The organism is Actinomycetota bacterium (genome assembly GCA_013152275.1).
In the GTDB taxonomy this organism is placed as follows: domain Bacteria; phylum Actinomycetota; class Acidimicrobiia; order Spongiisociales; family UBA4744; genus BMS3Bbin01.
Map to the genome: position 1 here is coordinate 66,537 of JAADGS010000090.1, position 24,817 is coordinate 91,353.

General features: G+C 62.4%; 23 protein-coding genes. 1 reads left to right on the plus strand and 22 read right to left on the minus strand.

Going from position 1 to position 24,817, the window contains the following annotated elements; all coding sequences use genetic code 11:
* Nucleotides 1–26: 26 nt before the first annotated feature.
* The 20 genes from GXP34_13920 to lepA form a co-directional block, all read right to left on the minus strand.
* The gene (locus GXP34_13920; GenBank protein ID NOY57063.1) at nt 27–911 is read right to left on the minus strand and encodes a GTPase Era; all 885 of its coding nucleotides are present in this window, start codon (nt 909–911) and stop codon (nt 27–29) included.
* Nucleotides 908–2,074 carry an HlyC/CorC family transporter gene (locus tag GXP34_13925; protein ID NOY57064.1) on the minus strand — a complete coding sequence of 389 codons (1,167 nt, stop codon included), beginning with the start codon at nt 2,072–2,074 and terminating at the stop codon, nt 908–910. Before GXP34_13925 ends, GXP34_13920 begins: the two co-directional genes overlap by 4 nt.
* Nucleotides 2,075–2,141: 67 nt before the next feature.
* Nucleotides 2,142–2,606: an rRNA maturation RNase YbeY gene (ybeY, locus tag GXP34_13930; GenBank protein ID NOY57065.1), complete on the minus strand. Its 465-nt coding sequence runs from the start codon at nt 2,604–2,606 to the stop codon at nt 2,142–2,144.
* Nucleotides 2,606–5,182, minus strand: coding sequence for an HDIG domain-containing protein (locus GXP34_13935; GenBank protein ID NOY57066.1), 2,577 nt, complete (start codon nt 5,180–5,182; stop codon nt 2,606–2,608). Before GXP34_13935 ends, ybeY begins: the two co-directional genes overlap by 1 nt.
* Nucleotides 5,175–6,167 (minus strand): PhoH family protein, encoded by a 993-nt coding sequence (locus GXP34_13940; protein ID NOY57067.1) that lies wholly within the window; start codon nt 6,165–6,167, stop codon nt 5,175–5,177. The genes GXP34_13935 and GXP34_13940 overlap by 8 nt, the downstream gene beginning before the upstream one ends.
* Before the next feature lie 154 nt (nt 6,168–6,321).
* Nucleotides 6,322–7,524 carry a phenylacetate--CoA ligase gene (locus GXP34_13945; GenBank protein NOY57068.1) on the minus strand — a complete coding sequence of 401 codons (1,203 nt, stop codon included), beginning with the start codon at nt 7,522–7,524 and terminating at the stop codon, nt 6,322–6,324.
* An 18-nt stretch (nt 7,525–7,542) separates the two neighbouring features.
* A complete protein-coding gene (locus tag GXP34_13950; GenBank protein ID NOY57069.1) occupies nt 7,543–8,337 on the minus strand; it encodes an ABC transporter ATP-binding protein in 795 nt (264 codons plus the stop codon).
* A 59-nt stretch (nt 8,338–8,396) separates the two neighbouring features.
* Nucleotides 8,397–9,572 carry an ABC transporter substrate-binding protein gene (locus GXP34_13955; protein ID NOY57070.1) on the minus strand — a complete coding sequence of 392 codons (1,176 nt, stop codon included), beginning with the start codon at nt 9,570–9,572 and terminating at the stop codon, nt 8,397–8,399.
* 13 nt (nt 9,573–9,585) lie between these two features.
* Entirely contained in the window at nt 9,586–10,629 is a 1,044-nt protein-coding gene (locus GXP34_13960) for a branched-chain amino acid ABC transporter permease (GenBank protein NOY57071.1), read from the minus strand.
* A gap of 9 nt (nt 10,630–10,638) precedes the next feature.
* The gene (locus GXP34_13965; GenBank protein ID NOY57072.1) at nt 10,639–11,511 is read right to left on the minus strand and encodes a branched-chain amino acid ABC transporter permease; all 873 of its coding nucleotides are present in this window, start codon (nt 11,509–11,511) and stop codon (nt 10,639–10,641) included.
* Entirely contained in the window at nt 11,508–13,412 is a 1,905-nt protein-coding gene (locus GXP34_13970) for a long-chain fatty acid--CoA ligase (protein NOY57073.1), read from the minus strand. The genes GXP34_13965 and GXP34_13970 overlap by 4 nt, the downstream gene beginning before the upstream one ends.
* Nucleotides 13,413–13,444: 32 nt before the next feature.
* Nucleotides 13,445–14,275, minus strand: coding sequence for an ABC transporter ATP-binding protein (locus tag GXP34_13975; protein ID NOY57074.1), 831 nt, complete (start codon nt 14,273–14,275; stop codon nt 13,445–13,447).
* A 128-nt stretch (nt 14,276–14,403) separates the two neighbouring features.
* Nucleotides 14,404–14,742 (minus strand): histidine triad nucleotide-binding protein, encoded by a 339-nt coding sequence (locus GXP34_13980; GenBank protein ID NOY57075.1) that lies wholly within the window; start codon nt 14,740–14,742, stop codon nt 14,404–14,406.
* Complete coding sequence (locus tag GXP34_13985; protein ID NOY57076.1) at nt 14,711–15,991, minus strand: MiaB/RimO family radical SAM methylthiotransferase; 1,281 nt, start codon at nt 15,989–15,991, stop codon at nt 14,711–14,713. Before GXP34_13985 ends, GXP34_13980 begins: the two co-directional genes overlap by 32 nt.
* Before the next feature lie 156 nt (nt 15,992–16,147).
* Nucleotides 16,148–16,624: a transcriptional regulator gene (locus GXP34_13990; protein ID NOY57077.1), complete on the minus strand. Its 477-nt coding sequence runs from the start codon at nt 16,622–16,624 to the stop codon at nt 16,148–16,150.
* A 52-nt stretch (nt 16,625–16,676) separates the two neighbouring features.
* The gene (locus GXP34_13995) at nt 16,677–17,354 is read right to left on the minus strand and encodes a 16S rRNA (uracil(1498)-N(3))-methyltransferase (protein NOY57078.1); all 678 of its coding nucleotides are present in this window, start codon (nt 17,352–17,354) and stop codon (nt 16,677–16,679) included.
* Entirely contained in the window at nt 17,354–18,424 is a 1,071-nt protein-coding gene (gene dnaJ / locus GXP34_14000) for a molecular chaperone DnaJ (GenBank protein NOY57079.1), read from the minus strand. The genes GXP34_13995 and dnaJ overlap by 1 nt, the downstream gene beginning before the upstream one ends.
* A 29-nt stretch (nt 18,425–18,453) precedes the next feature.
* Complete coding sequence (hrcA, locus tag GXP34_14005; GenBank protein NOY57080.1) at nt 18,454–19,452, minus strand: heat-inducible transcription repressor HrcA; 999 nt, start codon at nt 19,450–19,452, stop codon at nt 18,454–18,456.
* 9 nt (nt 19,453–19,461) lie between these two features.
* On the minus strand, nt 19,462–20,631 hold the full coding sequence (hemW, locus tag GXP34_14010) for a radical SAM family heme chaperone HemW (GenBank protein ID NOY57081.1): 1,170 nt from the start codon (nt 20,629–20,631) through the stop codon (nt 19,462–19,464).
* On the minus strand, nt 20,621–22,408 hold the full coding sequence (gene lepA / locus GXP34_14015) for an elongation factor 4 (protein ID NOY57082.1): 1,788 nt from the start codon (nt 22,406–22,408) through the stop codon (nt 20,621–20,623). Before lepA ends, hemW begins: the two co-directional genes overlap by 11 nt.
* A 98-nt stretch (nt 22,409–22,506) precedes the next feature.
* On the opposite strand from lepA, the gene rpsT reads away from it, so the two are divergent.
* Nucleotides 22,507–22,776 (plus strand): 30S ribosomal protein S20, encoded by a 270-nt coding sequence (rpsT, locus tag GXP34_14020; protein ID NOY57083.1) that lies wholly within the window; start codon nt 22,507–22,509, stop codon nt 22,774–22,776.
* Nucleotides 22,777–22,917: 141 nt separating this feature from the next.
* Here rpsT and GXP34_14025 read toward each other — a convergent pair whose 3' ends face one another.
* A complete protein-coding gene (locus GXP34_14025; protein ID NOY57084.1) occupies nt 22,918–23,913 on the minus strand; it encodes a hypothetical protein in 996 nt (331 codons plus the stop codon).
* Nucleotides 23,910–24,725: a dihydropteroate synthase gene (locus GXP34_14030; protein NOY57085.1), complete on the minus strand. Its 816-nt coding sequence runs from the start codon at nt 24,723–24,725 to the stop codon at nt 23,910–23,912. Before GXP34_14030 ends, GXP34_14025 begins: the two co-directional genes overlap by 4 nt.
* Nucleotides 24,726–24,817 lie beyond the last annotated feature (92 nt).

Sequence of the window (24,817 nt, forward strand, 5' to 3'; positions counted from 1 at the left end):
AAGTCCCGAGAGCTGCCAAGTACGTCCTAATGAAATCCGAATCGATCCAGCATCTGAGGTTTGCGCTGCCAGTTCTTCTCGACCCGGACACGCAGATCGAGATAGACCCGCGTTCCGAACAGCCGCTCCAAATCCGTGCGAGCCTCAGATCCTGCGTCGCGAAGCAGAATCCCGCCCTTGCCGATGACGATGCCCTTCTGCGAAGTGCGCTCCACGATGATGCGGGCGTCGACGTACACCGAACCGTCGGGACGCTGCTCGATGTCGCGAACGTCGACGACGAGTGAATGAGGAAGCTCATCTCGGAGGCGGGCAAGGAACTTCTCTCTGATCAATTCGCCCGCGAGAAAGGACTCCGGCTGATCGGTGACCGCATCCGCCGGAAAATACTGCGGACCTTCGGGCAGGAGTTTGCCCAACTCGCTCAGGATCGAGTCCAAGCCCTCCCCGCGCAGCGCGCTCACCGGCACATATGCGGCAAACTCCCACACCGCCGCCTCGGCCAGACGTTCGGGTATCTGCCCTCTCCTCGCAGCGTCGGTCTTGTTGACAACGACGATCACGGGCGATCCCGCCTTCGTGAGCCGCTGCGCGATCAGGCGGTCGCCGGGACCGACCGCGGCGGTCGCGTCGAGGAGAAAGAGGACCGCGTCTGCCTCGGCAAGCGTTCCGTAGACGAGCCGATTGAGTCGTTCACCCAAGGCGTTGCGTGGTTTGTGAAGGCCCGGAGTGTCGACCAGAACTGCCTGGAACTCGGGCTCTTCGGTCACGGTCACGACGCCGCGCACGACGTTGCGTGTCGTCTGCGGACGAGGAGACGTGATCACCACCTTGTGCCCGACCAGTGCGTTGACCAGCGTCGACTTGCCCACATTCGGACGTCCAACGACCGGCACGAACCCCGACCTCATGTGGTCGTCAGGCGGGTCGCACGAACCTGGATCACCCTCCGCCCCTGTACTTTGACGACGACGAAGCGGACACCGTATCCCTCGAAGGCCTCCCCCTCATACGGAACCCGGCCGGCGAGGTCCAGGAGCAGGCCGCCGACCGTGTCCCATTCGTCGTGCGCCAACTCGACATCGAGCGCGTCTTCCAGGTCCTCGACAGGGAACCGGCCGTCGACGAGATAGGTACCGCTCTCCTCTTCGATGAAGAGCGGGTCCTCCGTGTCGTATTCGTCGATGATCTCCCCGACGAGTTCCTCCAGAAGATCCTCGATGGTCACCAGACCGGCCGTCCCCCCGAACTCGTCCACCACGATCGCCATGTGCTGCTGTCGTGCCTGCATGTCCCGAAGCAAGTCGGAGATACGCTTGGTCTCGGGTACGAAATAGACCGGCCGCATGATGCGCGTCACGGGCTCCGAACCACCGCCGCGATCCATGATGATCAGCAGGTCTTTGGCGTACACGAAACCGACGATGTCATCGGGACTCTCCCCCACGACGGGAATCCTCGAGAAACCCTCCTCGATCACGATGTCGAGCGCCTTGTCTGTCGTCTCTTCCCGGTCGATCGTCACCATGTCAGGACGAGGAACCATCACCTCGCGTACGAGCGTGTCCGAGAACTCGAGGACGGAACTGATCAGCTTCAGCTCCTCTTCCTCGTCCTCGTCGGGCACATCGTCTTCTTCCGGCTCTTCGATCAGCAGGTCACCCGTCCGCCGGCCAAGCCCGGCCACGAAGGAGAGCAGTCCTGAGAAACGGTACGCGAGTGTGGCCGGATGCCCCCGTCCATAAGCTCGCGGGAGTATGTCCCCCACGAGGAGGATCACGGCCGCAAGACCGACGAGCGCGCCCAAGAGCGCCCAACCTGACAGGGAGATCGTGAGCGCCCACGTGGCCGGGACCGCAGCGGCCACCAGGATCCCTGAATGGACCATCCCGATGGACGGCTGGAGCCCCACCCGATCTTCGAGGAGAACCGCGACGGTGCCGGCGCCCCCTACGTCCTCCGCTCCATCTCTCATGGCGTCCGCACGCGCCGTCAACATCAACGAGACGGCGGCTGCACGGACAACGCCGGCAAGCACCAGAAACAGCAGCGACGCCGCGAAACCGAGGATCATGTGTGGCCCCCGAACCAGGAGCCCGACCCGACGTGCCCGCTACGAAGAGCGAAGAAGCACGGGCTGGTCATGGCCATCGCCTTCCGGCTTTCTTCAAGAGCGCCCTCTCGCGGGCTTCCATTCGCTCTGCGTCCTCGTCATTCATGTGGTCGTACCCGAGCAGGTGGAGGATGCCATGCACGACCATGAGCGCCAGTTCATCTTCGAACGACACCCCCATCTGGTCGGCCTGTTCTCGCACATACTTGGGAGCGATCACGACGTCCCCCAGATTCAACGGCGGCTCTCCCGGACCGGGATTGGGATACTCCCCTGGAGAGAGGTGCTCGAGAGGAAACGCCAGGACGTCGGTCGGTCCCTTTCGTTCCATGAAGCGATCGTTGTACTCGGTCATCTGGTCGAGACCGACGAGCATCAGCGTCAGGTCGGCTTGACGCGGAAGGCCTTCTTCCTCGAGCACGGTCGCGGCAAGCCGCCGGAGCGGCTCGGCTTCGACCGGATCATCCTGTTCGTCGGCCAGGAAGACGCTCATCAGATCGCCTTGGGTGTCGTGATCGGCGGTGATTCGGCAGGCGAATCCGGGAAGCCCGGGTAGGGAATCCGTTGGTGGTAATAGCCAACGAGCGAATCGACGAATGCGGCCTTGACCCTCGTGAGCTCGCCAAGCGTGAGGTCGCTCTCCCCCAGTTGCCCATCGGCGACCTTCTCACCGACGACCTGTTCCACGATCTCCTCGATCCGATCCGGCGTCGGGTCCTTGTCGGCAAACACCGCCCTCGCCGCACTCTCCAGGGCATCGGCCATCATGAGGATCGCCATCTCCTTCGACTGGGGCTTGTGCCCGTAATGGCGATAGTCGTCCACGTCGACGTTGTCGACGCCATAACGCTCACACGCCTTGTGATAGAAGTACCGCATGATTCCGTCACCGTGGTGAGACACTATTCCGTCCGCCACCGCCGTCGGTATCCGATACCGTTTCGCCAACTCGACACCCTTGGAAACGTGATCGCGAATGATCGCGGCAGATTCCTCCGGCGGAAGACTGTCATGCGGGTTGGAGATACCGAACTGGTTCTCGATGAAGAACTGAGGATTCTGTGTCTTGCCGAGGTCGTGATAGTACGCGGCTGCCCTTGCGAGCAGGTTGTTGGCGCCGATCGCCTTCGCGGCCTTGTCGGCGAGCGTCCCGACCATCAACGAATGGTTGAACGTACCCCGGGCCTCCTCTTCCATCATCTGGAGTGCCGGATGGTTGCGATCCGTCAGGTCCAGAAGTCGGAGCGTCGTCGTCACGTCGAACATGATCTCGAGGAACGAAACGGCGGCCACGCCAATCAACCCGGACAGGAACAACCCGTTTGCGAACCCGTACAGTCCTGCCGTAACCGCACCGTCCCAGCCGTTGAAGAACCAAGCGATTCCCGCGGCCATGGGGAACATCACCAGGGCGGTGTACACGATCGCCTTGCGCAGGTCTCCTCGGGCAGAAATGGAGGAGACGAAGGGGATGGGTGTCATCGCGGAGAGCAGGGCGAAGAGGGTGAGGCCGGCGTCGCGAGTTGCGAGACCGGTCAGCGCCCCGACCGCCATCGCCATGACGACACCGATTCGCGCATCGAACAGGATCGCGGCCATGAATCCGAACATCGCCGCCGGAAGCAGGAATCCGACCGCAGGCTGATCCGCAGGTGTCAGGATCGCCACGCCGCGAGCGACCAGCGCCGCCAGCACGATGAGAAGCCCGAACAAGAGCACTCTTCGCGTGTGCGCCCAGAACTGGGCGCGGAACCGAGCCAGGTAGAAGATCAACATGCCGACAACCAGGACGACGACGAGCAACATGGCTGCCTGCTCGGGCACCGTTTGGCGCAACAGACTGAGTTGTTCGATGGCGGCGAGTTGAACCTCGGTCACCGGGGTGCCGACGCCCACGATCTTCTCGCCCTGCTTGTACTCCACCTCGGTATCGGCCACCGCGTCCCTGGCCTCTTGCTTGAGTTGTTCGGTCTTGGCCTCGTCTTTGAACTTGTTGATCTGGAGCAACGCGGAAACGACATCGCCGGCCGCCTTGCTCGCGTCGAAGTCGAGACTTCCGTCCAAGCTGACGGTGGGTGGCATCTGCGCGAGACCCGCCCGAGCGGTGGCGAGGTCGTCGGCATTCGCCAGGCCCTGCTGCAGCAACGTTGTTGCGCGATCGAGCGCTGCCGCACGGATCTCGGCAAGGTATGGAACACGGCCGGTGACAAGGCGCATCACGTCTCCGGTGGCCACCGAGACGAGGAGCTTTCGGGTCTCGGGCTGCAACGTCGGATACTCTGCTTCGAGCAACTGGATCTGCGTTTCGATGTCGCTCAGCTGCGGCGCGAAGCCGATCGGATCCACCTCGAGCACCTTGCCCTCTCGAGCAGTGAACGACTGAGGATTACCGATCGTCGAGAGCGCGAAGTGTTTGGGAATCGTCGAAGTATCGACATCGACGACGACGGTCCCGACTTCCACGCCCGTGGCCCGATACCGGCCTTCCTGATCGGTCTCCACCTCTTGAACGGCTCCGTCATTGCCCGTGATCACGACCGTCGCACCGGCTTTCGGGTAATCCCCTGCCTCGGTGTCGAACACGCCGTTCCCGTCCGCATCGAGAAAGACGATCCCTGTGACCTCGGTGGTCGCGGGAGCCTGCGTCGTCGTGGTCGTCGATCCTTCGCCGCCGGCCACCGTCGTGGTCGGGGCCGTAGTCGTGATCTCGGGCTCCGTGACCGTCGTCGTCGTGGAAGTCACAGGTTCGGGCTCAGGCAGGAACACGGCTGCCGCGACGGTATCGAAGAGCTGTCCGATCCCGACGAGCACCTCCTGGCTTCGTTCAGGATCCGGTGAATACACCGTTTCGATCTTGTCGGCCGCCGCATTCTTATCCTCGGCCGTCGTGACAGGATCGACGACCGTGACGGACCGATCGGCGAAGAAGTCTTGTGGTGACGGCTCCCCGACGGTGACCGTCACGGCGGCGGTCTGCTGTCCGATCATCAGCGCCCCCCACGTCAGTGCGACGGTGGCGACGACGATCAGCAGGCGCACTACGGTGGCCCTTGTCAGGTATCTACTCATGGGAGCGCTGGTCCTCATACCGCTGGTACGCGTCCACGATCGCCGCAACGATGCGATGACGGACGACATCCCTCGAGGTGAGTTCCACGAACGCGACACCGGGGATTCCCCGGAGAACGTGGCGGGCTATCCGAAGGCCTGAGCCTCTCCCCGTCGGCAGGTCGACCTGGGTGATGTCTCCGGTGACGATCATCTTCGAATTGAACCCGAGTCGAGTGAGAAACATCTTCATCTGCTCCGGTGATGTGTTCTGCGCCTCGTCGAGGACCACGCATGCGTCGTTCAATGTTCGCCCGCGCATGTACGCCAGCGGAGCGATCTCTATGGTTCCCCGATCCATCAACCTGCCGGTCTCTTCGGGTCCGAGCATCTCATAGAGGGCGTCGTTGAGCGGTCGCAGGTAGGGGTCGATCTTGGCCGCGAGATCGCCGGGAAGGAACCCCAGGCGCTCGCCGGCCTCCACGGCGGGCCTCGTCAACAAGATTCTGCTGACCGCACCGGTCTTCAACGATTCGACGGCGGCAGCCATGGCAAGATAGGTCTTCCCTGTCCCAGCGGGTCCGACGGCGAAGACCATGGTGTTCTCACGGATCGCGGCGATGTATCTGCTCTGGCCGACCGTCTTCGGTCTCACCACCTTGCCACGCCCGACAGGAACTCCTTCGGTGAGTATTCCGGAGGGACTCGGGACATCCTCTCCGACCATCTGGATGACCCGGCGAACGCGGTCTGCGTCGAGGGTTTGGCCCTCTTGGACCAGGATCAGAAGCTCTTCGAGGACGGTACGCACCTCTTCGGCCCCGTCGCCGGCGAGCATGAATTCGTTCCCTCGGGCGATCACCTGGACGTTCGGATAGGCGCTCTCCAGGGATCGCAAGTGCGCGTCTCGCTCACCCACCAGTTCGAGCATCAAGTGGTTGGACGGAACGCGAAGGTGCACGCGAGCATCAGGGGTACTGAGCAGAGAGTCCTCATTCAGAGGCATAGGCCATAAGAGTATAGATGCGAGCGTGACCTGAGGGGAACCGTCGGTCGACGGCCGGTCATCAGCTACGAACTGCACGTCGTCGCGTGTCTTACCGAAAACTGATGACTGAGAACTGATAACCGAGAACTGACGACCGAAAACTGAGAACTCTCTACTCCCAGGTGCGCCGATCGTCGATGATGCCATCGCCGGGCAGATCACCGACGACCTGCACATCGACGCGAAACCGCAGCGCCGATCTGATCTTCTGCTCGACTGCCTCGGAGAGGGCCGATTCGTCGATTCCTTCCTCGGCAACGATTTCGCAGCGCAACTCATCACGATGCTCGACCCGGTCGATCACGAACCTGAATGAGTCCAGCCCGGGAGTCTCCGCGAGCGCCCGCTCGGCCTGAGCCGGATGGAGGAACATTCCCCGAACCTTCACGGCATCACCGACACGACCCAGCCATCCGGCGAGACGCGGTGTCGCACGCCGACAGCCACAGGGCTCGACGATGAACCTGGAGAGGTCTCCCGTCCCGAATCGAACCAGCGGATAGTCTTCCTCGAAGAGCGTGACAACGACCTGTCCCTCTTCTCCATTCCAAAGCGGCTCGCCGCCGACCGGATCGCAGACCTGCACGAGCGCGTCGTCGGGAACGTGGAGACCTTCGGCCCGTTCACACTCGTAACCGAGGTTTCCCGTCTCGGCCGTTCCATATCCCTGCCGCACGGACGACACGCGTTCCTCGAGCCAGGACCGCAGAGAGGGAGGGAGCGGCTCGGCGGTTACGAACGCGTGGTGAATCTGCAGATCGACACCGATCGCCTCGGCTTTCTCGAGCAGTGCCTTGAGGTAGCTCGGAAGTCCTATGAATGCCGTGATCCCCAGGTCGGCACATGCCTGCACCTGCAGGTCCATGTTTCCGACTCCCCCGGGCAGAACCGCGCATCCAACGGCGCGGGCGCCCTCTTCGAACATCGCTCCCGCCGGAGACAGGTGGTAGCCGAACGCGTTGAGCACGATGTCGTTGGATTCGAAACCGGCGGCACGAAGCGCCGGCGCCCACCTCCACGGGTCGGTCCGATCCAGTTCCGGTTCGTAGAGAGGCCCCGGCGACTGGAAGAGGCGTCGCACCGCGGCGCCTTCGGCGAGCAAGCCCCCGAAGGGACGTTCCATGATCTGTAATTGAAGGAGATCGTCCTTGGAGAGCACGGGCAGCCGGCTCAGGTCCTGGACGGTTCGCATCTCTGCGGCTACCAGGCCTGCGCTCTCGAGCCGCTCGAAAAACGCCGTCGATTTCGCCGCCGCAGCTTCCACGAATGCGCCGACCACGCTATCGAGACCGCGGCCGTATTCTTCAGGTGTCATCGCTTGTCTCCTCGAGCCTCAGAGCCAGCGTTTCCGTCGCTTGTAGTGCTTGACGTCGCGGTAGCTCTTGCGTTCACCCGACTCGCTGATTCCCAGATAGAACTCCTGCACGTCGGGGTTCTCCGCCAATTCGCCTGCCGGTCCCTCGAGCACGATTCGGCCGTTCTCCATGATGTAGCCATGGTCGGCAATGTTCAATGCCAGCCTGGCGTTCTGCTCGACGAGAAGAACCGTCGTCCCGAGATCTCGATGCAGCCTCTGGATGATGGCGAAGATCTCTCGCACGAGGATCGGAGCGAGTCCGAGCGACGGCTCGTCGAGCATGAGCAGCTTCGGCCGCTGCATGAGGGCACGTCCCATCGCCAGCATCTGCTGCTCACCTCCCGACAGGTAACCGGCCACCTGATTGGATCGCTCCTCGAGCTGTGGAAAGTACTCGTACACCAGCCGGAACTCATCGGACACGTTGCCTTCCCGCCAGCGCGAATACGCCGCGGCGATCAGGTTTTCGTGCACGGTCAAGTGCTCGAAGACCCTCCTTCCCTCCATGACGAGCGAGATCCCCGACCGAACGATATGGGCCGGATCGAACTCGGTGATCTCCATGCCGTCGAAGCTGATGTGCCCTTCGCTGATCTCGCCGTCTTCGGACGGCAGCAAGCCCATGATCGCTTTGAGGGTCGTGGACTTGCCGGCCCCGTTCGCACCGAGCAGGGCGATGAGATCGCCACGTTTCACCTGCAGGGAGAGGCCGCGTAGCACGAGGATCACCTCGTCGTAGATCACCTCGACGTTGTTGACATCGAGAAGCACGCCGGTGGCAGGGGCGGTTCCCGCCGCCCCTGCCCAGTCGCCCGTGGCCGTCGTCGTCACTACGGAGTCATCTCCGATATGACACGCGTCCAGACTCCGTTCTCCACCTTGTAGATACCGGCACCTGCCATACCTTTGTGACTGGTTTTCGAGAACCCGATGGGAACGCTGACGCCTCCCGTATCGAAGTTCGATATCGACTCGAGGGCGCTCTTGATCGCCGGACCCGTCACGTCGTCGCCGGCATCGACGACATTCTTGATGGCCTGGGCCATCACAGCCATCGTGTACCAGCCCTGCGTGTAATGCAGGCCCTCGTCCGTCAGGGTCTTACCCTGCGACTTCAGGAACTCGCTCGGTGCCTTGAAACCGGGATCATCCGACTGCACCGACGCCCACGGCAACACACCCATGACGCCTTCGGCCGCGTCACCGGCCAGGTTCACGAAGCCTTCGTCCGCACACCAGTTCAGACAGATCATCGTGACGTCGAGACCCTGACCCTTGACATCACGAGCCAGCAAGGCGGCAGGACTCGACACGTTCTGCACGATGATGTGCGTCACACCCTGAGCCTTCGCCTTCGTCAACTCGGCCAGATAATCGGTGGCACCACCAGGCATCGCATAGTCCGCGTATCCCATGTCCAGTCCCTTGGACTGGATGTACGCGGCACCGTCGGCAACCGGTGAGAGCCCGAACGGGCTGTCATGGTGGAACACGGCGATCTCTGCACGACCGCTGTAGTTCTCACTGATCCATTTCAACGCGATCCGCATCTGATCCGAGTAGCTCGTCGCCACGACGAAGTTGTACGGCGTGTCGGCGGGGTTCGTGAGCGCTTCCGAGTAGGAAGCCGACATGAACGGGATCTTGTCTTCGGTGATCCGAGTCCTCAAAGCCTCCGTGTCACCGGTGCCCCAGCCCATGAACGCGACGATTCCCTCAGAGACATACTGAGAGTACAGCTGCTCGGCGGTGTCCACCTTGTACTGATAGTCCTGCCACTTGAGGTCGATCTGGCGTCCGTCGATCCCACCCTTCGCGTTCAACCAGTCGACGTAGCCGCGAACGCCGTCGGCATACGGCGTCCCCACGTCTCCGGTTGGTCCCGTCAGGTCGAAGATCGCGCCCACCTTGATCGGCTCGCTGCTGCTCGAACCACCACCTCCACAGGCGGCTACCAGCAGGGCCAGCACCATTCCCAAGGCAAGATAGATTGCGGTTCTCTTCATGGCCTTCCTCCTCTCAATATCTGAATGGCCACAGTCGGAAGTAGTCACGGATGCGTTCCCATATCCGTGCAAGCCCTCGAGGCTCGAAAATCAGAAACAGAATGATGACAAGCCCGAATACACCAAGCTGGATCGCGGGGAGCTGTTGGGACAGGGCCGGCAGCACGCCCTGGATCGACTGCCCCGCACGCTGGATCAGTGCGGGGACCACCGTCATGAATCCGGCCCCATAGATGGCCCCGGCGACACTGCCGAGCCCACCGACGATGATCATCGCCAGGTAGGTGATCGACACGTCGAAGGTGAAGCGCTCCCAGGTGACGATGCTCCGATAGGAGGCGAGCAGGGCTCCGGCAAGACCTACGAACCCCGAAGATATCGCGAAGGACCACAGCTTGTACTTCCAGACGGTGACCCCGATCACATCCGCGGCGATGTCCTGATCTCGAATGGCCACGAAGGACCTGCCGAGACCCGTCCGGAACAGATTGAGCGCCGCAAGTGTCGCGAGGACGACGAGCGCCAGGATGATCCAATACCAGATGAACTCGGACCTGATCTCCGTCTTGAAGGCAACCGGTCGGGGAACCACGAGCGACTCCACGCCACCGGTGACCACGTCCCACGTCCGAACGACATAGATGATGATCACTTGCGCGGCCAACGTGGCGATCGCCAGGTAGAGCCCCTTGAGGCGGACTGCCGGAAGCCCGATCACCGCTCCGACGGCCGCGGTGACGAGCACGGCGGCAGCGATCCCCAGTGGCGTCGGCCAGTGCAATCGTGCGATCAGAATGCCGGCCGTATACGCGCCGACGGCAAGGAAGCCTCCCTGCCCGAGACTGATCAATCCCGTGAAACCGGTGAGGATGTTCAGCCCGATGGCTCCGATTGCGGCAATGCCGACCATATTGAGGATTGTGAGCCAGTACGAAGAGGCAACGAACGGAACGACACCGAGGAACACGAGGAGCACCGACAGCCGGATCCAGTCCGCCTTGGTCTGGCGAAGTGCCAGATCTTGACTGTATTTGGTGTGATAGATACCCGTTGCTATCGCCATCGCCTACACCCTCTCGATCCGCACTTCGCCGAACATTCCGTACGGCTTGATGAGCAGCACGAGGACGAGCACCAGGTAGGGGACGACTTCGCCGAGTCCGGCGCTCACGTAGCCGGCAACGTACTGACGAGTCAGCCCGATGATCAGCCCTCCGATGAGAGCGCCCGCGATCGAATCCAGCCCTCCGACGATCACGACCGCGAAGACGAGCAAGCCGAACGAAGCCACACCGATGGAAACGCCGATCATGATCGCCACGAGGACACCGCCAAAGACGGCGCTGACGGCAGCCAGCGCCCAGGACAATGCGAAGATTCTGCGAACACTGATCCCCATCACCATGGCGGCCTGCTGATCGTCTGCCACCGCCCGCATCGCCACACCGAAGTGGGACTTTCGGAAGAAGAGAGCGAAGGCCGCCAACGCGACGAGAGCGATACCGATCGCCCACAGCCGGTTCTCTGGAAGCGGCGCGCCGAAGAGGACGACAGAGACATCCGGAATGATCGTCGGCATCTTGCGTAGGTTCGTCCCCCAGATCCCCTGCACGAGTGACCTGAGCACCGCCGAGAGGCCGATCGTGACCATGATCACCGCAATCGCGGACTCCCCGACCATCGGCCGAAGCACGGATCGTTCGATGGCCACCCCCATACCGATGGCGACGACGATTCCCAGGAGCACGGCCAGAGGCCACGCCAGCCCAAAGGTCACCATCCCGGCCCAGACCACATAGGCGCCGATGAGGAGGAACTCTCCTTGCGCGAAGTTGATGACGCCGGTCGCTTTGAAGATCAGGACGAACCCGAGTGCCGCAAGGGCGAGAATCGCCCCGTTTGCCAGACCGTTGACCGTCAGCTGGATAAAGGTGCTCATCGTCCGGTGCTCCATGCGTAGCGACGACGCTTGCCCGAGGGTGTGAACGTCTCCATGTCGAAGATCCTCAGACGAACCTCACGATCAACCGTCGTCCCGTCTTGATAGGTGATCGTACTGGTAATCGTGACTGCCTCTCTCTCGGGCGTGTAGAGAGCCTCGATGAGGTCCGCATACCGGGTGGCAATCGTTCCCCGGCGGACCTTGCGGGTCCTGGTGATTTCGTCGTCATCCGGATCGAACTGCTTGTGCAGGATGAGGAACCGCCGCACGCGAGCGCCGGGCGGCAGGTCCTGATTCGCCTTGGCAATGTCCTCCGCGACCAGTGTGTACACCTCGTCCATCTGTGACAAGTCCGTGTAGGTCGTGTATGCGAGATGCTCTCGCTCCGCCCATGCACCGACGGTCTGGCCGTCGATGGTGATGATGGCAGCGATGTACGGATGGTCTCCGCCGAAAGTCACGGCCTCTTCGACGAACTGTGAGAACTTCATCTTGTTCTCGATGAATGCGGGAGAGAATGCCGTACCGTCAGGAAGGTGCATGACGTCTTTGGCCCGGTCGATGACGACAAGTTGTCCGTCCTCGTCGATGAAACCGGCGTCGCCCGTATGCAACCATCCGTCGGCTTCGAGAGCACTCTCCGTTGCTTCCGGATTGCGGTAGTAGCCCTGGAACACAGCCGGAGAGCGCAACAGGATCTCTCCATCGTCTGCGATGCGCATCTCGGTTCCGGCAATCGGGGTACCCACCGTGTTGAACTTGATGTCTCCATCCCGGTGAACGACGGCGATGCCACAGATCTCCGTCTGCCCATAGATCTGTTTGAGGTTCACTCCGATCGAGTGGAAGAAACGAAACACGTCGGGTCCGAGCGGTGCACCCCCTGTGTAGGCGCGTTTGATGCGAGTGAGGCCGAGCTGATCGCGTACCGGTCTCAACGCGACCACATCCGCGATCGCCAGCCGGTACCGCAAACCCGGCGGAAGCTGCTCGCCTCGCACGAGGAGATCCGCGGCTTCCTCCCCGACGTCGAATCCCCACGAGAAGACGTGTTTCTTGAGCCAACCGGCTTCACCAATGCGCACCTGCACCGTTGACAGCATCGACTCCCAGATCCTCGGCGGCGCAAACATGACGTTCGGCCCTATCTCACGCATGTCGGACTGGACCGTTTCGGCCTCTTCAGGAAAGCTGATGGTGAACCCCGCCTGGAATCCACAGGCCAACGCCATCATCTGCTCCCCCACCCACGCAAACGGAAGAAAACTCACGAAGCGGTCCTCGGCGTCGAGCGGATCTGCCTCCATGAGGTTCCTCCCCATGGAAAGGAGGTTGCGGTGACTCAGCATCGCCAGCTTGGGCAGGCCGGTCGTGCCGCTGGTCGTACACAGCACGGCGGTGTCCTCACCCGAGCCCAGGTCGATCTGTTCGTCGATCCAGTCCGGGTGCTCGGCCTCGAACACCCGCCCGAGTTCTTCGACCTTGGTGAACTCGATCAGTTTCGGATCGTCGTAGAGTTCCAGACCCTGCGGGTCGTAGTAGATGATCTTCTCGATCGTCGAAGGAAGATCGATCAGCTTGTCCACCTGCTCCTGATCTTCTGCAACGATCAGCCTGATTCCGGCATGTGTGATGATGTGGACGATCTCCTCGCCGATAGAGGTCGGGTAGATCCCCACCGACATGCCCCCAAGCGCCTGGACACCGAGCTCGGCGATCAGCCACTCGGGACGGTTGTCGCCGAGAACGGCGATGACGTCTCCTCGACCGACCCCCATCGTCGAGATGCCCTGAGCAAAGGCTCGAACCCGCCCGTTGAACTCCGCCCAGTTCTCCGCCTGCCAGATCCCATAGCGTTTCTCCTGCAAGGCGATTCGATCACCCATGGTTGCTGCCATGTGCCGAAGCACCTTGGGGAACGTGTCCGGCGTCAACTCTGATCCTCCCCGAGGTACGCCTCGATCACCGCCGGATTCCTCGACACCTCCGCCGGAGACCCGGAGGCCACGAGCTGGCCGAAATCGAGAACACTGACCGAGTCCGAAATGTCCATGACGACGCCCATGTCGTGCTCGATGAGAATAGTGCTGATACCGGCAAGCTGATTCACATCGAGGATGTAGCGCGCCATGTCCTCCTTCTCCTCGGCGTTCATGCCGGCCATCGGCTCGTCCAGCAACAGGAGCGCAGGCTGCATGGCCAGCGCGCGTCCCAACTCGACACGCTTCTGAAAACCGTAGGCAAGGGAGCCGACAGCCTGGGACCGCACCGATTGAATCTCGAGGAGATCGATGACCTCTTCGACGAGTTCCCTGTGTTCGATCTCCTGACGCCGGGCAGGTCCGACGAACAGCATGGACCGCCAGACACGATGACGCATGTGCACATGGCGTCCGAGCATGAGGTTGTCGAGCACCGTCATGTGCTGAAAGAGCTCGATGTTCTGGAAGGTGCGGGCAACACCCCAGCGTGCCGTCTCACTCGGAGCAGCTTTGGTCAACTCGTGTAGCGTCTCGCCGTCGTTGAGAGTGATGCTCCCCCGCTGCGGCCGATACAGACCACTGATGCAGTTCAGCAGCGACGTCTTGCCTGCACCGTTGGGTCCGATGATGGCATGAATCTCTCCCTGACGGACGCCGTCCGAGACGTCGCGTAGAGCCTGCACACCACCAAACGCGAGGCTCACATCTTTGATCTCGAGCTGCGGCGTTCCCGGTGACAGCCGGCTGCCATTCAGTGTGAATCGGTACTCTCTCGACATGACGATGTTGGAGAGCGTACCAAGGCGACGACCACCGATGTCGTGGGAACCGCGAAAAAGGTCGATACCTGAGAAGGTACCTGGTACCCCGCCCGTACCCGGTGCCTCGTACCAGGACCCTGGACCACTCAACGTTGCGGCTCGGCCCATCCGCCCATGAGATGGAAATGCAGATGGAAGACCGTCTGCCCCGCTGCGGGACCGACGTTCGTGACAACGCGCCACCCCTGATCGAGCTGCCTCTCGCGAGCGATACCTGCCGCCGTGATGAAGATCTCCGCCAGCAGACCACCTTCGGCACTCGTGATCTCCCCCGCAGAGTCGGCAACGTGCCGCTTGGGGATGATCAGAACGTGGGTCGGGGCCACGGGATTGATGTCGTTGAAGGCGAGAACATGGTCGGTCTCCGCGACAACATCCGCAGGGATCGAGCCTTCAACGATCTTGCAGAAGAGGCAGTCCTTCAACGAGCGCTCCTTTCAGGTGTTCCTTCCCCGTCGAGGCTACCAACACGGGCGCCACGCCACCGACGAGGCTCGCAGCGCCTCGGAACGTCACTCGCGCATAGGTGTCGGTGTATCCACTCAAGCGGGCCTCCCCGGTCGTTGCCTCCGGCACGGCCTTCTCGACAAGCACGTGCACGGTCCGACCTTGGTGACGCGCGAGCCAACGCCGTCGGATGCCGGCGCCGAGTGCCCGTAGCGTGCGGGATCGTTCTCGCTTGACCGAAGCATCGACCTGCCGGGGGTCGTCCGCCGCAGGTGTCCCCTCTCTCGGCGAGAAACGGAAGACGTGCAGCTTCTCGAACCCTACGGCCTCGACGACCTGGAGAGTCCTGGAGAAAGCCGCATCATCTTCGCCCGGAAAGCCGACCATCACATCGGTGGTGATCGCCACACCGTCGATTTGGGATCGTGCCGCTTCCACAACCTCCAGGAAGAGATCCAGCGTTCCTGGCCGTCGCATCGCCTGCCACAGGTCTGGATCCCCTGTCTGCAAGGGGATGTGAAGATGCCGGCAGAGTTTCGGCTCGGAAGCGATCATGTCGAGAAGGGAATCGTCCACCTGTGAGGCCTCGATGGAGGAGAGACGGATCCGCTTCAGTCCCGTGAGCGCCGCGAGGTCGCCGAGGAGCGCACGCAGCGCGCCCCGCTTGCCGACGTCGTACCCGTACTTTCCCAGATGTACGCCCGTGAGAGTCAGTTCCCGAACTCCGAGGTTCACCAGCCTGCGGGCGCGTGACAACACCTCGTCACCGTCCGTGCTGTGCAACGTTCCCCTGGTCCGGGGAACGATGCAGAACGTGCAGTGCTCGTCGCATCCCGTTTGCACCTTGAGGTTCCTGCGCGGACTCGGAAAGAGGACCGGGACAGGCGCACCGGCACCGATGTACTCGGCGACACGGCCGGCGAGGCCGTCTTTGACCGGCAGCACCGCATCAACGCCCTCCATGGCGGCAACATCTGCCGATCGGGCGACCGCATAGCAACCGGTGACGACCACGGTGGCATCCGGGAACTCTCGTACGGACCGCCGGATCAGTTTGCGAGATGCGGACGATGCCTCCGAGGTGACGGTGCACGTGTTGACCACGACGACGTCCGGTGTCGAGCCACCGGTGCCGATACCACGATCGGCGAGAGCGAGAAGGATCTGATCACTCTCGGCCTGGTTGAGCCGGCACCCGAGCGTTCTGAGCACTCCAGTTCGTCCCATGAGGTGGTGAGGGTACACGCGTGGCTCGCTTCGCGAGCCCGCCTGGCGTTGCGTATTTCGTAACGCGGCCCCTATGTGGACCCGATGCCGAGGGGGCGAGCGTCACGGCTCTTGCCGGTCACTGATAGCTCGCAGTCGGAAACCGGCCGCTGGAAGCTAGGCCGAGTCTCCCAATCCGAGCTCGCTGAGGACGCTCGTGATACCGTCTTCGGTGTTCTCGAGAAGCCCTCCGAGGATCTGAAGATCGCTGCGACGCAGGGTCAAGACGCGTCCATTGAAGTCCTGGCGCATCAACTGAATGGCACGAAGAAAACGCTCGACGATGTCTCCGGTCTGCCCGTCCGAGTGCTCGACCTTCTCCAGGTCGATCGTGACGCCCCCACTACTCCACGATGTCGCTCCGGTTCGCTCGGCCTCCGGCAGGAGTTGCTCGATCGGAACACCGTAGACGGCCGCGAGCCGGTGCATACGCGGAAGCGACAGGCTCCGCTCCCCGCGCTCGTAGGCGCCGAGAACAGATGCCTTGAACTCGAATGCAGACAGCTCTTCCACATCCTGTAGGGAAAGCCTCTTCTGGCGTCGAATCGCCCTCAGCCTTCGACCAACAGACTGGTTATATGTCGCCTCCGTCATCAGCCAGACTCCCTCCGAACAACACCCCCGAAGTGTCACTCTCAGTGACACTCTACCCGGTGGCGACCCTTTTGTCACCCCTCTGCGTGGTGTTTGTTCGGAGAAGTGCCGCACCGACGATTGCTGCCGTCTCGACTCTCAGAATCCGGCCACCCAGACTGACCGGCGAACCGGGGACCTCTCCGGCGACGAACCCTCCTTCGGGCCCGATCAACAGGGTCACATCGCCCTGAGCAGGCGAAATCGGTTCACCGCCGGGATCTGCCACAAGGAGTCTGCCCTCCAGGTCTTCAACGTCGACGAGACCGTCCTGGATCTCCATCAACCATGCTCCTCTGCTCTGTTCGAGAGCGGACCGGGCCCACGAACGTACCTTGTCCACTTTGGGCGCTCGTGTATTGCCGTGCACGGTGCGAAGCCAGACCAGCCGTCCGATGCCCAGCTCACCGAGCTTCTCGACAAGGAATCTCGTCCGTTCGCTCGAACGCGGTGGTGCAACGGCAATGGTGATGGCGGCAGCCGGAGAGCCGACGCCGACTTCTTCACCTCGCAGTACCGCTCCGCTCGAGAGCGTCCCTTCACCGGTTCTTCCCCTGCCATCGGTGTAGGAGACCGTTGCCCCATCGCCAAGGCGCACGACGTCGTACAAATGGTGCCTGGCCGCTTCGGACATCGGAATCGTCGAGCCGCTCCACGGCGGTTCCAGCAACAGGTGCGGCACGTGTCGCATCACCGAAAGCGCCGTCTGGAGCGGACCGCATCCCCGCGAAGCTCGGCGAATTCGCGGAGCACCCGCTCTTCCTCTTTGGAAAGGCGCTCCGGAACGACGACCTCGACGACAACGTTGAGGTTGCCTCGTCCCCGTCTTCCCAGCCGCCCCATCCCCTCGCCGGAAATCGTGATCGTCTGCCCTGGTTGCGTTCCTGGTGGAATCGTCACGTTCATCGATTCGCCTTCGATCAGCGGAACCGAGACCTCGGTACCGAGTGCAGCTTGTGCGATGTCGATGGGAACGACGCAGGTGAGATCGTCACCATCCCTGACGAATCTCGGGTCGGCCTGGACCCGGATCTCTACGTAGAGGTCACCTGCCTGGGCGCCATGAGGAGCAGCTTCCCCGCGTCCCGCCAGCCTCAACCGAGTTCCGGTCGACACCCCCTGGGGAATCTCGACACTCACGGTGTGTTCCTCCCGGACGACTCCTCGACCGCCACACACACGACACGGCTCTGCCACGAGACGACCGCTGCCATGGCACAGGTCGCAGGTCGTCAGTGTCATCATCTGACCGAAGATGGAACGTCGTGCGACCTGCATCGAGCCCGTGCCGTGGCATTGGCGGCACGTCTCTACCGACGTTCCGGGAGCGGCGCCGACCCCGGCGCATTCCCTACACGTCGACAGCGCCCGGAACTTCAGCTCCGACGTCGTCCCAAAGGCGGCATCGGCCAGGCTGATGCGTGCCTCGACGGCAACGTCTCTGCCTCTGGCCGGCCTTCGCTGTCCTCCAAAACCGAAGGCGCCACCGTTTCCGAACACCGATCGAAGCAGATCGTCGAATCCGCCCATCAGCAAGTCGCCGAGGTCGATCGTTTCTCCGTGGTCGAACGCCCGACGTCGATCAGGATTGGAGAGCACCTCGTACGCCTCGGCCACCTCTCGGAAACGGGCGTCGGCGCCCGGATCGTCCGGGTTGGCATCGGGATGGGTCTCTCGAGCCAGCCGGCGGAACGCCCTCTTGATCTCGTCCTGGTCGGCGTCCTGAGAGACACCCAGGATGGAGTAGTAGTCCTTACGCATGGAATCTCAGTGCGGTGATTTGATGTTGTTCACGAGGAGCCCAAACTCTCCTCGAGTGTCTCGCCGACTTCTTCCACGGCGCAGATTGCCCGACGGTAGTCCATACGCATCGGTCCGAGAACTCCGACACTGCCCACACCGGATTCACCGAGCTTGAACGTTGTCGAGACGACGGCGAGGTTCAGGTCATCACCGATGTCGAGTTCATCGCCGATCTGGATGCCGGTGCCTCCCTTCGACAAGATCGAGAGCACCATCGCTTCACGCTCGAGCAACTCGAGGATACTGCGAACCGCCACCAGATCCTCCCAAACGTTCGTCATCTGCGCGGTTCCGGAGACGTACACCTCTCTCGATCCGCGTTCGATCCTTCCGACGGCACTCATCACCTCGCGGACCAATCCGGCGACGGGCTCTCGCAAGTGCAACGACTCCTCGACACCCTCGGCGAGTGCTTCATCGACAGATTCGTGCTCGAACAGGTCGCCAAGCACACGCTCGGCTGCAATCACCTCACGCGGATCGACGGGCTTCTCGAGCCTGATCAATTCCTGAGTCACACGACCCCGGTTGGAAACGAGCACGAGCAGCAGCACCTGAGGAGCGAGCGGCACGACGTGAACGCCGCGAACGCGCTCCATGGCGACACCGGGACCGGCCACGATCGCCGGGTAGTGGGTGATATCGCTCAGAAGTTCCGTAGTGGACTTGAGCAGCTCCGAGAGACCCTGATGAAACGATGAGAAGAACGACTGAATCCTGAGCCGAGTCTGTGAATGAAGGCGCGCAGGCGAACAGTGGTCTACGTAGTACCGGTACCCCTTGCCGGTCGGGGCACGTCCAGCAGAAGTGTGCGGCTGAACGACAAAGCCATCGGATTCGAGCGCGGACAGATCATTGCGAATCGTCGCCGAAGAGACATTCAATCCCGACAGGTCGAGCACGGTTTTCGATGACACCGGTTCTCCGGTGCGAATGTACTCCTCGACGAGCGCTCGCAAGACCTCGGACTTCCGCTCGCTGAGCATCCCCTCAGGTTAGCAGTCGCACCCGGAGAGTGCTAAAACCGCTCGACTCACCTCATCGGTCAGCAGGGGGCGACGGACACGTAGCCGGCTCCCCTCCAGGTCGATCACACCGGCGTGTTCCAGGCGGGTCCCCCATGCGGATTCGAGGAGGTGGATGCCACCGTCACCCGCCTCGACCCCGGCGGTCCTCCGAAGCCCGAGCAGGAGGCGTTCCTGTTCGCGTCCCCACGGATCGAGCCGTTCGGTACCTTGCACGGGCCGGATCCCCGCTTCGACCCGGTCCAGATAGGCGTCGATCCGACGAACGTTGCGGAAACGCTCACCGTTGCGATGACCATGGGCGCCGGCCCCGAAAGCCAGGTAGTCACCTTGTGCCCAGGTGACGAGGTTGTAGACACAGGTGTGCCCCGGTCTGGCATAGTTGGAGACCTCGTAGCGCACCAACCCGGCCGCCCTGGCCGCCTTCTCGAGCGCTTCGTAGTCGTCGGCTTGCAGGTCTTCGTCGGGGGCCGGCGCTCCGGCTGCGACCGCCCGACCGAGGGCGGTCCCCCGCTCGATCGTCAGCGCGTACGCCGACACGTGGTCAGGCGCCAGTGAGAACGTCCGAGCAACTCCGGCGATCCAGTCTGTCTTACGCTCGCCGGGTGTCCCAAAAATGAGGTCGACATTGACCGAAAAGCCCGTCAGCCGGGCAGCGCCCACCGCCGTCTCCGCCCGTTCGGGACTGTGCATCCGTCCCAGGGCGTTCAACACTTCGTGGTCAAAGCTCTGAACACCGAAGGAGACGCGTGTGAACCCCGCTTCGCGAAGCCCATCCCCCACCGCAAGGGTCCAGTCTTCGGGATTCGCCTCGAGGCTGATCTCGACGCCGGGAACGAACCCGAACCGCCGCTCCAGAGCATCGACGATGCTCGCGAGCAGCACGGGCGGTACGCGAGACGGGGTCCCACCACCGACATACACCGCATCGAGTTGCCTCCACACCGGTTCCCTCTCGATCTCGGCGACGACGGCCGAGACGTAACGCTCGATCAGATCGTCTCTGCCGACAACGACGTTGAAATCGCAGTAGGGGCAGAGACGGGCACAGAACGGGACATGCACATACGCTGCCGCCAACGAGGATGCTGCATCGGCGAGCACGGGGGAATCCGGACGCAGCGGCTCGTCAGTCGTCATCGTCGAGCCGCAGGGCCGAGATGAACGCCTCCGGGGGAACTTCGACGCTACCGACCATCTTCAGTCGCTTCTTGCCTTCCTTTTGGCGTTCGAGGAGTTTTCGCTTGCGGCTGACGTCGCCGCCGTAGCACTTGGCGATCACGTCCTTACGCTTCGCCTTCACGGTTTCACGAGCGATGATCCTGCTTCCGATGGCGGCCTGGATGGGAACGTCGAAGAGCTGGCGGGGAATGAGCGTGCGAAGCCGGGCCACCATCCGGCGTCCGTAGCGGTACCCCTCGTCCTTGTGGACGATGGCCGAGAACGCGTCCACCTTCTGGCCGTTGAGGAGGATATCGACCTTGACGAGCGCGGCGGTGCAGTATCCGGCCGGTTCATAATCGAGGGATGCATACCCTCGAGTGCGCGACTTGAGCGCATCGAAGAAATCGAATACGACCTCCGCAAGCGGGATCTCATAGGTGATCTCGACTCGCTCCGGTGTCAGATAGTGCATGTGCTGCATGGTTCCCCTGCGACTCTGCGCGAGGTCCATGACCGTGCCGACATACTCGACGGGAACCACGATCAGGGCCTTCATCAGCGGCTCGTCGAGATGGTCGATGAGTCCTGGATCGGGTAGGTCGGCCGGAGATCGGATCTCGACTGCGGAGCCGTCGGTGAGGTGAACCCGATAGGCGACCGATGGAGACGTTGCCACCAGATCGAGCCCGTATTCACGCTCGAGGCGCTCACGCACGATTTCCATGTGGAGCAATCCGAGAAACCCGCAGCGGAAACCAAAACCCAGCGCCCTCGAAGTCTCGGGTTCGAACACCAACGCGGCGTCATTCAGGCGCAGCTTGTCGAGGGCCTCGCGGAGCCGTTCGAAGTCTTCCCCGTCGGACGGGAACAAGCCGGAGAACACCATCGGTTTGGGCTCCGCATAGCCGGGAAGCGGCTCGGTCTTCTCATCGAGCGTCACCGTGTCACCGACACGAATGCGACCGATGTCCTTGACGCCGGTGATCAGGTACCCCACCTCCCCGGCGTGCAGTTCGGACACCGGTTCGGCGTGCGGCGTAAGGACACCGACTTCCGCTACCGCGTGGCGTTCGTGGGTCGCGGTGAACACGACACTCTCACCTTCGCTCAACTCCCCGTCGACGACGCGGATATAGCACACGACTCCTCGGTACGCGTCGTAGTAGGAATCGAATACCAGTGCCCGCAGCGAGGCGTTCACGTCGCCCGCCGGCGGCGGTATCTCCTCCACGATCCTTTCCAGAAGCTCATCGATGCCCTCACCGGTCTTGGAGGAGACCCGCAAGATGCGAGCAGGATCGACTCCCAACAGCGAAACGATCTCTCCCGTCACCCGATCCGGATCTGCGGCAGGCAGATCGATCTTGTTGATCACAGGGATGATTTCGATGCCTGCGTCGATGGCCAGGTAGGCGTTGGCGAGCGTTTGTGCCTGCACACCTTGGGCGGCGTCGACAAGGAGGACGGCTCCCTCACATGCCGCCAACGAACGGGAGACTTCGTAGCTGAAATCGACGTGACCCGGAGTATCGATCAGATTCAGCGTATAGGTCTGACCGTTTGGGTGCTCGTATCGAAGCCGGACCGCCTGTGCCTTGATCGTGATCCCGCGTTCTCGCTCCAAGTCCATCGAATCGAGTACCTGCTCCCGCATGTCACGCGCGCTCAACGCCCCCGTCCGTTCGAGAAAACGGTCGGCGAGCGTCGACTTGCCATGGTCGATGTGCGCGATGATGCTGAAGTTGCGAATCACGAGAACGCCGCATTGTACCGGTGCACCTACGCTGCTAGGCTCCCCACGCTCGACGGAGCAGCTCTGCCCGTCATTGTCCTCAACACGAAGATTCACGCATGGCCAACATCAAGTCACAGATAAAACGAAACCGTCAGAACGAGAAGCGTCGCATCGCCAACAAGGCGATGCGTTCCGAACTCAAGACTCGTGTGAAGCTGGCGGAATCCGCAGCCGACACCGGCGACGCGGCGGCGGCGGAAGAGGCGCTCATCGACGCCCAGAGACGTATCGACATGGCTGCGGCAAAAGGCCTGATCCACAAGAACACGGCCGCCCGCAGGAAGTCACGACTCGTCAAGCAGGTCAGACGCCGCTTGGAAGGCTGAGCCGGGCTCACCAGCTCACAGGCTCGCTTCGCTCGCTGTACCGAGTACTTCGTACCGCGACGCTACATCGATGCAAGACCGCGGGGCGGGTGTGACGGCCCAGGGAAACAGGGCACAGTCGCGCATCGTGCGAGTTCTCGGTCAAGCCCTTCGCGGTCCTCCGTACCAACGACAGAGCGCAACGGTCAACCGTTCCAACGTGAGTTCGTGTGTCTCCGCCGGCCTCGTTTTCAGGATCCTGTCTGCCCGTGCAAGCGCACCGAGAGCTCGTTGCAGAGCCGAATCGGAGCTCTTCGAACGACCCTGCCAGGCTTTTCTGACCGGAAACGAGGACGACGGCTGGCCGAGCCACTCCGCGAGCGTCTCGAGGTTCGGCGCGGACGCAGCCATTGCACGACGACGGAGATCATTCTCGAGGAAACCGAGGAGCTGGAGCGGATGCCCGTGCACGAGGAAGTCGGATAGTCGGCGTAATGCCTGACCCACGTCTCCCGCGGAGACGGCATCGGCGTAGTGCCAGATCGGCTCGTCTGGACGATTGGCGAACCTGACGTTCACCTCGTCGATGGTGACTTCATCCAGGCCGGTGAGCTGATCGAGTGCCTGAGCCATGGCGGCCACATTGGAACCGAATTTCCTGAGCAGCGCGGCCACTGCATCGGGACGGACCCGCAGGCTTCGATTCTTGATCTCGGCGAAGAGCCAATCGTTCGCATCCTGTTCTCGAATCTTCTTGACGGTGATGACCTCACCGATGGCCTTCACCTTCTTGGCCAGCAAACTGGGCAGGCTTCCTGCCGCCACAAAGACGACCGTCACTGCCTCCGGATCCATCCGGTCCAGCAACTCGACGACAACTTCTGCCTCCGACTTCTGCAAAGACTGCGCGTCGACGACTTCAACTCCGAGCCGGTCGCCGAACAACGATCCGGACTGCAGCGCCGGGACGAGCGGCTCGACTCCAGCCCGGAGCATTCCCCCCTCACCGACTTCTTCGGCGCCTCGCGCCGGGACATCGATGCGAACGGTATCCGAGACACCGGCCTGCTCGAGGAGGCGATGGGAGCGTTCGAGCATTTGCTGGCGCTCACCGGGTCCCGCGCCGGACGGACCTTGTACGGCGATGATCGCCTTCACGGCCCGTCCCTTCCGAAGAGTCGCACGAGGTCACACGCGTGCTCGACGTCGTGGACACGAATGATGTCGGCTCCGTACTCGAGCGCGAGCGTCACATACGCCATCACTCTCGCCAGTTCGCGTTTGCGCGGTATGGGAATCAGCACCGGATACCCGAGCTTACGAATCACGTCCAGGTGCCGGATGACCCGCAGTTGCTGACGTGTGTACTCCTCGTAGTCGCTCCGGTAGTTGATGGACAAGCCCGGATCGAGGATCAGATCGGTGACCCCCAGCGCCCGGAGGTCGGAGATGTGGGGAGCAAGACGTTCGGCGACCTGAGCGGCCTTGTCCTGGACGAACTCGAGGTTACCCACCGAGAGGGGATCCTCCCCTTCCACGTAGGTGACGACCACAGGCACCGAGGTCGACCGGACAACCTCGACCATTGCTTCGTTCCGCATGCCCCCCGTGTCATTGACGATTGCCGCACCGGCATCGACGGCCCGGCGGGCGACATGAGGCTTCCATGTGTCCACCGAGACGACGAACTCCTCTGCCACGAGGAGATCGAGTGCCGGCAGCAACCGTTCGAGTTCCTCTTCCGGTGACAGTTCCACATTGTCGAAGTGAGAGGACTGGCCTCCCAGATCGATCATCGCCGCGCCATGGTCGCGATACCGGTGGGCCATCGCGAGCGCCTCCCGCGGCGAATTGGCCACCGTGTGACGGTTGTTGGACTCGGGCGAGAGATTGATAACGCCCATGACGTAGGTTCGATCGCCGGTGAAGTCGAAGCGCCGACTCCCGGCCTCAAGACTGAAGGCGCTCACGGAACGCAGCGTAGCGTGGGCCTGCAACCAGCCGTCGGTCGTCGGTCGTCGGTCGTCGACGCGTTCCCAACAAGAGCACACCACGTCAACTA

Excerpts from the sequence above, each read along its gene's own strand:
- GXP34_13920 (NOY57063.1), bottom strand. The coding sequence starts at position 911 with ATGAGGTCGGGGTTCGTGCCGGTCGTTGGACGTCCGAATGTGGGCAAG.
- GXP34_13925 (NOY57064.1), bottom strand. The coding sequence starts at position 2,074 with ATGATCCTCGGTTTCGCGGCGTCGCTGCTGTTTCTGGTGCTTGCCGGC.
- ybeY (NOY57065.1), bottom strand. The coding sequence starts at position 2,606 with ATGAGCGTCTTCCTGGCCGACGAACAGGATGATCCGGTCGAAGCCGAG.
- GXP34_13935 (NOY57066.1), bottom strand. The coding sequence starts at position 5,182 with ATGAGTAGATACCTGACAAGGGCCACCGTAGTGCGCCTGCTGATCGTC.
- GXP34_13940 (NOY57067.1), bottom strand. The coding sequence starts at position 6,167 with ATGCCTCTGAATGAGGACTCTCTGCTCAGTACCCCTGATGCTCGCGTG.
- GXP34_13945 (NOY57068.1), bottom strand. The coding sequence starts at position 7,524 with ATGACACCTGAAGAATACGGCCGCGGTCTCGATAGCGTGGTCGGCGCA.
- GXP34_13955 (NOY57070.1), bottom strand. The coding sequence starts at position 9,572 with ATGAAGAGAACCGCAATCTATCTTGCCTTGGGAATGGTGCTGGCCCTG.
- GXP34_13965 (NOY57072.1), bottom strand. The coding sequence starts at position 11,511 with ATGAGCACCTTTATCCAGCTGACGGTCAACGGTCTGGCAAACGGGGCG.
- GXP34_13970 (NOY57073.1), bottom strand. The coding sequence starts at position 13,412 with ATGGCAGCAACCATGGGTGATCGAATCGCCTTGCAGGAGAAACGCTAT.
- GXP34_13975 (NOY57074.1), bottom strand. The coding sequence starts at position 14,275 with ATGTCGAGAGAGTACCGATTCACACTGAATGGCAGCCGGCTGTCACCG.
- GXP34_13985 (NOY57076.1), bottom strand. The coding sequence starts at position 15,991 with ATGGGACGAACTGGAGTGCTCAGAACGCTCGGGTGCCGGCTCAACCAG.
- GXP34_13990 (NOY57077.1), bottom strand. The coding sequence starts at position 16,624 with ATGACGGAGGCGACATATAACCAGTCTGTTGGTCGAAGGCTGAGGGCG.
- GXP34_13995 (NOY57078.1), bottom strand. The coding sequence starts at position 17,354 with ATGCGACACGTGCCGCACCTGTTGCTGGAACCGCCGTGGAGCGGCTCG.
- dnaJ (NOY57079.1), bottom strand. The coding sequence starts at position 18,424 with ATGCGTAAGGACTACTACTCCATCCTGGGTGTCTCTCAGGACGCCGAC.
- hrcA (NOY57080.1), bottom strand. The coding sequence starts at position 19,452 with ATGCTCAGCGAGCGGAAGTCCGAGGTCTTGCGAGCGCTCGTCGAGGAG.
- hemW (NOY57081.1), bottom strand. The coding sequence starts at position 20,631 with ATGACGACTGACGAGCCGCTGCGTCCGGATTCCCCCGTGCTCGCCGAT.
- rpsT (NOY57083.1), top strand. The coding sequence starts at position 22,507 with ATGGCCAACATCAAGTCACAGATAAAACGAAACCGTCAGAACGAGAAG.